Origin of the sequence: Butyricimonas sp. RTP31003st1_G1_RTP31003_210430 (assembly GCF_040920905.1) — a bacterium.
Taxonomy (GTDB): domain Bacteria; phylum Bacteroidota; class Bacteroidia; order Bacteroidales; family Marinifilaceae; genus Butyricimonas; species Butyricimonas paravirosa.
The window spans coordinates 48,634-50,410 of the sequence record NZ_JBCOSQ010000036.1 but is presented as its reverse complement, the minus strand read 5'-3'; the positions used below and the strand labels follow the sequence as shown (position 1 = coordinate 50,410).

Annotated in this window: 2 protein-coding genes; both read right to left on the bottom strand. The window is 41.5% G+C overall.

Translation table 11 applies throughout. The features are described from left to right. Positions 1-972: tryptophanase (locus AB5542_RS12310; protein WP_368243098.1), on the bottom strand; the 972-nt coding region annotated here is incomplete at its 3' end. 250 nt (positions 973-1,222) lie between these two features. Continuing rightward, positions 1,223-1,777: helicase-related protein (locus AB5542_RS12305; protein ID WP_368243097.1), on the bottom strand; the 555-nt coding region annotated here is incomplete at its 5' end.

Here is a 1,777-nt window from a genome sequence, read left to right as displayed (position 1 = left end):
ATACTCTACTTGTTTGATGCGAGTTTCCAAGTTATCAAATTCGGTATTTTCATCCAAACCGATAGCTAAAGCGTTCATATCACGACCATTCATACCTCCGTATGTCAGGTAACCTTCATATTGTACGCAGAAACCTTTAGCTCCCTCAAACCAGTCTTGGTGACGAGTTGCGATGAATCCACCCATGTTCACGATTGCATCTTTCTTCGCACTCATAGTCATACCGTCTGCGTTATCGAACATTTCTTTCACGATCTCTTTAATCGTCTTGTTCTGATAACCTTCCTCACGAGTTTTAATGAAGTAAGCATTCTCAGCGAAACGAGCAGAATCGAACAATACACGTTTGCCATATTTATCAGCGATAGCACGAACTTCCTTGATATTCTTCATAGAAACAGGTTGTCCACCAGCCGTGTTATTGGTTACAGTTACAATGATAAACGGAATCTTGTCAGCATGTTCTGCCAGTACTTTTTCCAATTTCTTCGGGTCAAGATTTCCTTTAAAAGGAACTTCCAACTGGGTATCTTTTGCCTCGTCGATCGTCACGTCCCAAGCGATAGCCTTACGACCTTCGATGTGACCTTTCGTCGTGTCAAAATGAGAGTTACCCGGTACAATATCACCCTCTTTTACAAGATAAGAGAAAAGTACGTTCTCGGCTGCACGTCCCTGATGAGTCGGGATCACGTAATCGAATCCGGTCAAACGGGTAATCATGTTTTTCAGATTAAAGAAAGAAGATGCTCCGGCATAACTTTCATCACCCAACATCATTCCGGCCCATTGGCGGTCTGTCATAGAACCGGTTCCCGAGTCGGTCAATAAGTCAATATACACGTGTTCTGCACGTAATTGGAACACGTTATAGTGTGCCTCTTTAATCCATTGTTCTCTCTCTTCACGAGTACTTTTACGAATGGGTTCTACCATTTTAATCTTCCACGATTCTGCAAAAGGTAATTCCATAATCTTTAAACTTTAAATAGTTAATGATATAAATTAATTGTAATATAATTCTCAAGAAATGACCGGAAGGCCATTAATAACATAAGCATGTAAATGGGGATACAAAAGACTACCACCTTTAACAAACAAAGGTGTCGCGCTTCTTAATATTCAAGAAAAGTTTACTGACTAATATGACGCTTTTATCTTTCATCGTAGCAAATTTGGGAAAAATAAAAAAAAAGACCAAGGAATTCTTGATCTTTTTTTATTACTTCTTCTTTTTCTTTGCCATTCGTTTCTTCATCACGTTTCTCCGGTTATCCTCGGCAGTATATGTATTTTTCGCCTTCTTAGCGTGGAAAGCCCCGCCTCCTTGCGGTTTCCCTCGTTGGTAAACAATATTATTGGTCTGCACTTGTTCCTCTTCCAGCAACAACTGAGAAATTTCCAACTTTTCAGGCAAATCAAGTATTTTAACTTCTTGATTAATCAGACGTTCTATATCCATGAAACGATCCTCCTCGATTTCCGACACGAAACTGATCGCGGCTCCTTCTTTTCCCGCACGGGCCGTACGCCCGATTCGATGCACATACTCTTCCGCCAAAGAAGGTATATCAAAATTGATCACGTGACTCACATCCTGCACGTCAATACCGCGAGCTGCCACGTCAGAGGCCACCATAATACGGGTCTCCCCCTCCTTAAATGACCTCAAAGCTTTCAAACGGGTATTCTGAGCCTTATTCGAGTGAATAACACTCAACTCGCCTTTCCAATGATCGGCCAAACGCTCCACGATACGATCCGCATTCTTCTTCGT